The organism is Prevotella sp. P5-108 (assembly GCF_002251385.1).
Taxonomy (GTDB): Bacteria; Bacteroidota; Bacteroidia; order Bacteroidales; family Bacteroidaceae; genus Prevotella.
Window position 1 is genome coordinate 147,417 of sequence record NZ_NPJJ01000008.1, and the last position, 7,890, is coordinate 155,306.

Annotated in this window: 5 protein-coding genes; all 5 read right to left on the reverse strand. The window is 43.7% G+C overall.

Annotation, left to right across the window (positions count from 1 at the left end; all coding sequences use genetic code 11):
- Nucleotides 1-60: 60 nt before the first annotated feature.
- Genes CIK95_RS01630 through CIK95_RS01650 form a run of 5 tightly spaced genes read right to left on the reverse strand, consistent with a single transcriptional unit; the run spans nt 61 to nt 7,716 of the window.
- Nucleotides 61-3,216: a type I restriction endonuclease subunit R gene (locus CIK95_RS01630; protein WP_094466086.1), complete on the reverse strand. Its 3,156-nt coding sequence runs from the start codon at nt 3,214-3,216 to the stop codon at nt 61-63.
- A gap of 7 nt (nt 3,217-3,223) precedes the next feature.
- Entirely contained in the window at nt 3,224-3,622 is a 399-nt protein-coding gene (locus CIK95_RS01635; protein ID WP_094466087.1) for a hypothetical protein, read from the reverse strand.
- Nucleotides 3,623-3,637: 15 nt separating this feature from the next.
- Nucleotides 3,638-4,843, reverse strand: a complete 1,206-nt coding sequence (locus tag CIK95_RS01640; protein WP_094466088.1) for a restriction endonuclease subunit S — start codon at nt 4,841-4,843, stop codon at nt 3,638-3,640.
- Nucleotides 4,840-5,928, reverse strand: coding sequence for a YhcG family protein (locus tag CIK95_RS01645; protein WP_216820569.1), 1,089 nt, complete (start codon nt 5,926-5,928; stop codon nt 4,840-4,842). Before CIK95_RS01645 ends, CIK95_RS01640 begins: the two co-directional genes overlap by 4 nt.
- 3 nt (nt 5,929-5,931) lie before the next feature.
- Nucleotides 5,932-7,716 carry a class I SAM-dependent DNA methyltransferase gene (locus CIK95_RS01650; protein WP_094466089.1) on the reverse strand — a complete coding sequence of 595 codons (1,785 nt, stop codon included), beginning with the start codon at nt 7,714-7,716 and terminating at the stop codon, nt 5,932-5,934.
- Between the last annotated feature and the right edge of the window lie 174 nt (nt 7,717-7,890).

Genomic DNA, 7,890 nt, shown 5'->3' on the forward strand with positions numbered 1-7,890 from the left:
ACCATGAGCCATGTCAAAACCATTTCCTATGATAACGAGTCGATTCATTTTCGTCCATTCTTAGTTATATGCCACACCACCATATCTTTGACTAACATAGTTGTAAATGGTATCGCGGTAGTAGTTTATACTTTCTTCGCTATAACTCTCTGGAAGTTCCTGCCACAAAACATCACGTATGGTAATGATAAGAGTAGCACGAGTCGTTGGCTTGTCAAATGGATGATCCATTCCAGACAACTGTTCCTTTATTTTAGCAAGCAACTCTATGGCTACATCCTTCAGCTTTTTGACTTCTGTCTTTGACAGATTGTCTTTCAATAGGAGGTCATAGAGCGAGAGCTCTTCATCACTCTTGAATCCTTCTTGTACATAACGCTTCTCTTCTTCGCTGAGAGATTGAGACAGATGCATCAACTCCTCGAAGGTCTTCTCTATCGTTGCGCGATTCTGCTCTTGGTTATACGCTTGAATAATCTCCTGATACTTTTCGTAAAAGTTAATTCTTGATGGATTCTCTGCCAATAGTCGAGCCAGACGCTCCTGAAGTAAGTCTTGAATGTCTCTTAGTACGAGGTTTTTATCTTCTCGTTTAGCGAACTCTCGTCTAAGCAAATCGAAATCAATACCGCTTATGTCGAATCTCCGACCACTACCATCAGCAACCATCATAGCATTGGAATCTATTTCAAGATGCTCATTGACAATATCATTGATTGCTACACTCAGGTCTGTGATGTCCGCGTGCTTACGCTTTTTCTGTAATTCCTTGTAGATGGCTTCCAGAGCATCTTTCTTTTTGCGCATGTCTTCGGTTATATCTTCACGGTCGAGATATTTCCAAAGTTTGAGCAAGGTTGTCGCAAATGTGCAGAACGACTTACGGGTTTCAATCTTATCACAAAGTTGGTTTGCTGCCTTCTTCAGAAGTGACAGTTTCTCAAATGACATTGCATCAATGAGTTCCTGCAATTCAAAACCTTTTTCATGCAGGAATGTTTCCGCTGTCGCAATGATTTCCCAAACATTCTTTATCAGTTCTTCCTTGTTGACTGTAGGGTCGTTGCCGCCGTCTCCGCCATCAGGATTGGCTGTATAGTCAGCCAGTGCTTGGCGGAGTGCTTTCACAATGCCAATATAGTCGATGACAAGCCCATTCGACTTACCTTCTGCCACACGGTTTGCACGGGCAATGGTCTGCATCAAGGTATGCGCCTTCATTGGCTTGTCAATATAAAGGCATGACAGCGTTTTTACGTCAAAACCTGTCAGCCACATGGCGCAGACAAAGACCACCCGCAGTTTGCCGTCGGCATCCTTGAATTCCTTGTCCAACTCCCTTTTCTCCATCTTCTCACGATGTGGAGTGATATCAAGTCGCCATTTCTTGAATGTCTGTATCTCGTTCTGCTCCTGCGATACAACAACTGCCATTTCGGTTTCTTCCATCCATTGCAGCTTACGCTTCATCTCCTGAACTTCCTGTTGCCATGGATCTTGCTCAATACGTTTGCGTAGAGCCTTTATCTCTTTTTGCCAATACTCCTGCACGTAGTTATACATGCGGACGCAAGTTACCTTGTTGAAGCTTACCATCATGGCCTTACCACTCGTCCACAAGTCGCTATAATGGCGCACAAAGTCCTGTGCCACTACTCGCAGTCGTTTCTCAGCGGTCAACAAATGTACTTCCTGTGCAAACTCACGCTCTAGTTTAGCTTGCTGTGAAGGATCCAAGTCCTCTTCATCCAATCTGGCAGCAATCTCTGCATTGATTTCCGGATTCTTCAGTTCCTGTAGCTTCTCACCACGATTCTCGTAATAAAGAGGCACGGTTGCTTTATCCTCCACGGCACGCTTGAAGTCATAGACCGAAACATACTGCCCGAAGGTACGTGCTGTGATATTGTCATCCCTGAGCAAAGGTGTACCAGTGAAGCCGATACGGTTTGCCGTTGGCAGCATGTGCATGAGGTTGTCGGCAAAGACACCATTCTGGGTACGATGGGCTTCATCACTCATCACAATGATGTCATGGTCAGGATAGATAGGCTCGGCATCTGCCTTGTTAAACTTCTGTATCAATGAGAAAATGAACGAAGGGTTGCCTTGCAGTTTCTGCCGTAGGTCATCACCGCTATGGGCGATGAACTGCTTGGCTTTCAATCCGCCCAACAGTCCGCAATTCTCGAAGGTGTCACTTATCTGTTTGTTCAATTCGTCGCGGTCGGTCAGTACAACTATCGTTGGTGAGCCTTCAAACTTACGTCTTATCTTCTGAGCCAGGAATACCATCGAATAACTCTTGCCAGAGCCTTGGGTGTGCCAGAACACACCCAGTTTACCTTTCATCGCCTCACGATGGCGATACATTTCCACTGCTTGGTTCACCCCGAGGTATTGGTGGTTACGTGCCAGAATCTTCACCGTCGAACCACCGCTATGGTCGAAGAGAATAAAGTTTTCAAGCAAATCCAGCAGGTTCTCCTTCTTGCAGATGCCGCGGAGCATCGTTGGCAGTTCGATGTTGCCATGGTCCAATTCCGTCAGTCGTTTCCACTCATGAAAGAACTCCCACTTTGACCCTACCGTACCCACACGGCTCTCCATGCCATTGCTAAGCATGATCATGGCATTGTGGTGGAACAGGTGAGGGATGGTATCAAGGTAGTCGCGATAGTTGTCGGTATAAGCATTCTGTATGTCCTGGTCATGATTCTTCAGTTCGATGAAGATGACAGGAAGACCATTCACGAAGCACACTACATCTGCTCTGCGCTTGTGGATAGGTCCTTTTATCCAAAGCTCTCTGACGGCAATAAACTCGTTGTTATCGACATTGGCAAAGTCCATAACCTTGGCACGTACCAGCTCTGTCTCGCCATTAGGTTTCAGGCGAGTGACAGGCACACCATCACGCAGATACTGGTATTTCTCCTCGTTGATCTGCATCAGCGTCTGCGAGCTCATGTAGCTTGTCATACGCTCGACGGCTTCTGTCAACTGCTTGTCGGTCATCCAAGGATTCAGACGTTTCAGAGCCTGGCGCAGGTGACGAGTTAGCACCACTTCATGCTGAGTCTTGCGTCCAAGTGTTCCTTGTTCGCCAAGCACTTCGTTATCGAAGGCATACACAGATTTCCAACCAAGTTCTTGTTCCAGCAACTCGGCTGTCGATTTCTGTATCAGCAGGTCTTCGCTATAGTCTTTTGCCATAATGAAACTATACTTTTATCTCTTTATGAAGTTCACTTAATTCTTTTTGAAGCGAAAAATCGTTTTGAAGAAGTTGCGTTTCTCGAATCTTCATGAATTGATGATTCATTTGCAATTGTTTCAACTTTATCTCCAATTCTTTATGGTCATTGGTAGTTGTTTGTAATTTGTCTTGAATAACTTTGATTTCAAACTCCAAATTTCTGATAGCCACAGCATTGTAAAATGCTTCTATTCGATACAGTGAAAGATGTTCACTGCTAGTCATTCTACTGTTTTCTCGCATCACTCTTGCCAATAGTTTGGTAGACTGATTGCTCGACCTAATTGAAAAGAAGGTCAATATCGCAGAGGCAATAATGCTGAGAACTGCAATGGTAATTGTTATAAATTCGTAAGTATTCATATCTATTTATTTTGTCTATACTGCTATCTCGCCGCTCATCAGTTTGGGAAGCAGACGGTCGCGCGCTTCGGTTAGGAAGCGGATTTGAGATTGGAGAGTAATAATACCTAATATATAGTTTGAAACTGTTCTTTCAAAATCATCCAACCATTTCTTCTCAGGAATAAGAATCTTCATTTCACCAATTCTTATTGGACTCACATTTTGTTGAGCAGCTCCATTCGCCAAATTATTGACCTCAATAAACATATCCCTGCTTCTAAATAGACAATATGTATATGCTTTATATGCAGATTTGAGTTTTGCAACTCGTTGGTTCAGTAAATAATTTTTGCCATTAACAATGCAGACTCTGCCAACATTGCCAGTAAGTGAAAGCAGGATATCACCATCTTCAAGGATACAGTGTTTGGGCATCTTTTCCGGAATAGATGCTATTTTACTAACATTTTCTCCGTCAAATGCACCATCCTTTACATTTTTGATTGTCACGATTTTGTATATGCCATCTTCCATAAATGCAGAACTCTTGAAGGCATAACCACTTTGCAATTCTATAATTGTTTTAATAGGCTTCTTCTCCCATCCCTCTGGCACGCCATCGACAATCTTGGTGTTTTCGTGTCCGGGGAAGTGGAGGTCAAAGAACCATTCCTTATAGAGTCGCTGAGCAACTTCTTCCAATAGCTTTATCTGCTTCTGATAATTCTCTATCAATGAGTCGTAGCGAGAGAGGATAGAGGCTATGCGGTGTTGAGTTTCCATGGAAGGTAATTTAACCTCCATGTTTCTTAATGCAGTTAAGCTAATCGTTCTTTGAGCAGCACCTATTGCAACAGTATCTGCTTGCATAAAGAAATCCCGTGTTAGCATCACATAATAAAGGAAACGAGAATCTGCTATCTCATTATTAGGACGAAGAATGGCAATATGCCTTTGAAAAGCAAATGGTATATTCTCTTTGATAAGTGCAGGTTTTCCAAATGATCCTACAACCGAATACAGAATATCATTGCACTTTGCTTTGCGAATATCATTGAGGTTATTGTAATATTCTAAAGGTACAAACATAGTGTTGCCAAAGTCAATATGATTAGTAGCATCAATATTGGCAATGGTCACAAAAGGTACACCACTATTTGATTTTGGTGGTGGTAAATGGTCACCATCAGATATACTATGGCAACAATCTTTCAATTTCACTTTCTTCCACTCACTCATACCTCATCCTCCTTTCTTTCATTTCCCCATTTAACGTTAGCAACTTCAAGGGACTTTTGTATCTGTTGTATGAGGACATCGCGCGGAGGCAATTCTGTCATATACTGAGCGACTTTTATTCCCGATTTGTCGAGTTGGAGTAGTTCAATCTGTTCCTCACCGCCTTCGGTACAGAGCAAAAGACCAAGTGGAGTTTCTTCCCCCGGCTCCATTTCATTCTGCTCAAGCCAACGTAGATAGAGCTCCATCTGTCCTTTGTATTGAGCCTTGAAGCGACCGAGTTTCAAGTCAATGGCAATAAGGCGATGTAGCTTGCGGTGATAGAACAGCAGGTCAAGATAGAAATCCTCTCCATCAATAATCATACGCTTTTGACGCTCAACAAAGCAGAACCCATTTCCAAGTTCAAGAATGAACTGTTCCAAATGTGCTACAAGACTGTCTTCCAAGTCCTTCTCGCTATACATGCCTTTTAACCCAGTAAATTCAAGGAAATAAGGGCTTTTGAATACTACATCAGGAGAAACTACTTTATTATCTCTGACATTGGCAAGTTCCTGTTTTACAACTTCCTCAGGCTTTGACGACAATGCTGTACGTTCGTATAGCATTCCATCAATTTCCTTGCGAAGTCGGTTGCGTCCCCATAATTCATTTGCTGCTAACGTTAAATAGAATTCTTTTTGCAATTCATCTTTGAGAGAAAGTACCTCTATGAAATGAGACCAACTTAATTTAGTCGCAAGTTGTGACACAATTTTCTCTTCTTTGATTTGTTGAGCAAATTGCATCATTCTTCGGACGTTTCGTATTTCAAAACCTTTACTGCCGTATAGTGCTTGCAATTGTGTCGCCACTTGCGGCACAATTTGCTTTCCGTATGTAGCTCGCTCATTTCCAAGTACAACACGGTTGATTCGCTCGCCAATATGCCAGTACATCATGGTAAGCTCATAGTTGGCTGTAGATGCCACATGGATTCGCGCTTCGTCAATGATTTGGCGGAGGTCAGTCATCAAATTTTCAACTACTGCACCCATTGCTGAAATGTCAGTTGACCCTATTGGTTTTATCTCGTTTGCCATGATTTACTTCGAGTTAAGGGTTTCCCATTCCTTCATGATCTCACTCATTAGCAAGTTGGCTTCTTTGTTGAGTGAGGCGAGCTCTGCATGAATCTCGTTCATACGTTCGTGGAAATCAATACCATCGTCCTCTACCTCTGCTACGCCTACGTATGCACCAGGAGTGAGGCTGTAGTTCTTTTCTTCTATTTCTGAGAGCGTGGCAATCTTGCAGAGTCCCGGCACATCCCGGTATTCGCCATTGAGGCCGAACTTCGAAGTGAGCCACTCGCGCTGACGGGCTGTCTCAAGCATAGCTTCTGCTTCTGCAATGCTTTCGTTCTGCTCACGCTCCACTCGCTTCTTCTCCTTTCGGACAGCATTGGCTACGGCATCCTTCGCTGCCTGCTTGATGGCTACCAGCTCTTCCTCGCATTGCTGCAAGGTTCTGCCATCAAGGGCGTCATTGTATTCAGCCACCAACTGACGGTATTTCTCTGTCTCCCCACGATACAGATGGACAATAGCTTGCAAGTTTTTTAACTGCCATTCAGACCACTCATTGAGAGTACGGTCAACGACTGTGTAATAGTTTCGAGCATCGATGAAAAGTACACGATTCTTATTCTCTAAACGCTTTGCCTTATCGAAGAACCACAGCGAGCATGGCAGCGAAAGGGTGTAGAAGAAGTTATTGCCCACACTGACCATCACATCAACATCACCAGTCAGTACAAGTTTCTCTCGGATGTCACGATCCTTGTTTGCGCTATCTGTTGCCGACGATGCCATTACGAAGCCTGCACGACCATGGTCATTGAGATAGGCATAGAAGTAAGAAATCCAAAGGTAGTTAGCATTGCCAATCTCCTTTGTCTTGGCATTCACACCCGGCAAGCCAAAAGGCAAACGACCTGCTGCTGATGCGGATTCGGACTTTACTTTATCTACATTGAAAGGAGGATTAGCCATTACATAGTCACACTTGCCAGCCAGATTGTGAGCATCATGGTAGAATGAATTGGCTTCATCACCAGAGATGATGCGACCATTCAAGCCATGTACAGCCATATTCATCAAACAGAGCTGAGCATTGTACTCAACCTTTTCCTGACCGTAGAAGGTCATCTGGGTGTTGGCGTTCATGCCTCCAGCATTCACGAAATCGCCTGTTTGAACGAACATACCTCCTGAACCACAAGCGGGATCGAGCATCACACCTTGTTTTGGTTCCAGTACATTGACAAGCATCTTTACTAATGATTTTGGAGTAAAGAATACACCATCATCTGAAGCTACAGCCTTGGCAAACTTCGAGAGGAAGTATTCATAGATGCGGCCAATCACATCGCCACCAATCTCGTCCAGCGTCTTATTGTTGAAAATGCGAAGCAGTTCATGCAACAGCTCATCGCTGAACATCGTATATGACTTTGGCAGAATACCGGTCAATTGTTCGCTCTGCTCCTCTACCAATGTCATGGCATGGTTTACCGCCTCGCCCAAAGGCTGGTTGTCCGGGAGATTGACCAAATAGTCAAACTGGGCCTCACGAGGAAGGTAGAGCGCACTTTTTGCCGCAAAGTCACTTGGTTCAACAGGCATTACGCGACCACCACGGCTTGGACGATTCTTCAGCAATTCAGCTTCAACCATCTTGAAGCGACTATATGCGTACCTTAGAAACAGCAATGCCAATACCGGCATACAGTATTGGCTCGATGTCAATTTACTACCTGCACGAAGCAAGTCAGCCGACTCCCAAAGGTCAGCTTCCAGTTTGCGGATATTTATCTTGTTGTCTGCCATTTGATCTCTGCTTTAAGGTCGTTCATTGCTTACAAGGTCGCTCATTTTGACTATTCCTAAAATTAGTTGACAGAATTGGATGCGATTAACTAATTAGGTTTACTACTTTTATTCAGTTCTCTGTTTTACTTTACAAGTTCTGTTAGTTGAACTGATTTGTTTTACAAGATTTCA

Excerpts from the sequence above, each read along its gene's own strand:
- CIK95_RS01630 (WP_094466086.1), bottom strand. The coding sequence starts at position 3,216 with ATGGCAAAAGACTATAGCGAAGACCTGCTGATACAGAAATCGACAGCC.
- CIK95_RS01645 (WP_216820569.1), bottom strand. The coding sequence starts at position 5,928 with ATGGCAAACGAGATAAAACCAATAGGGTCAACTGACATTTCAGCAATG.
- CIK95_RS01635 (WP_094466087.1), bottom strand. The coding sequence starts at position 3,622 with ATGAATACTTACGAATTTATAACAATTACCATTGCAGTTCTCAGCATT.
- CIK95_RS01650 (WP_094466089.1), bottom strand. The coding sequence starts at position 7,716 with ATGGCAGACAACAAGATAAATATCCGCAAACTGGAAGCTGACCTTTGG.
- CIK95_RS01640 (WP_094466088.1), bottom strand. The coding sequence starts at position 4,843 with ATGAGTGAGTGGAAGAAAGTGAAATTGAAAGATTGTTGCCATAGTATA.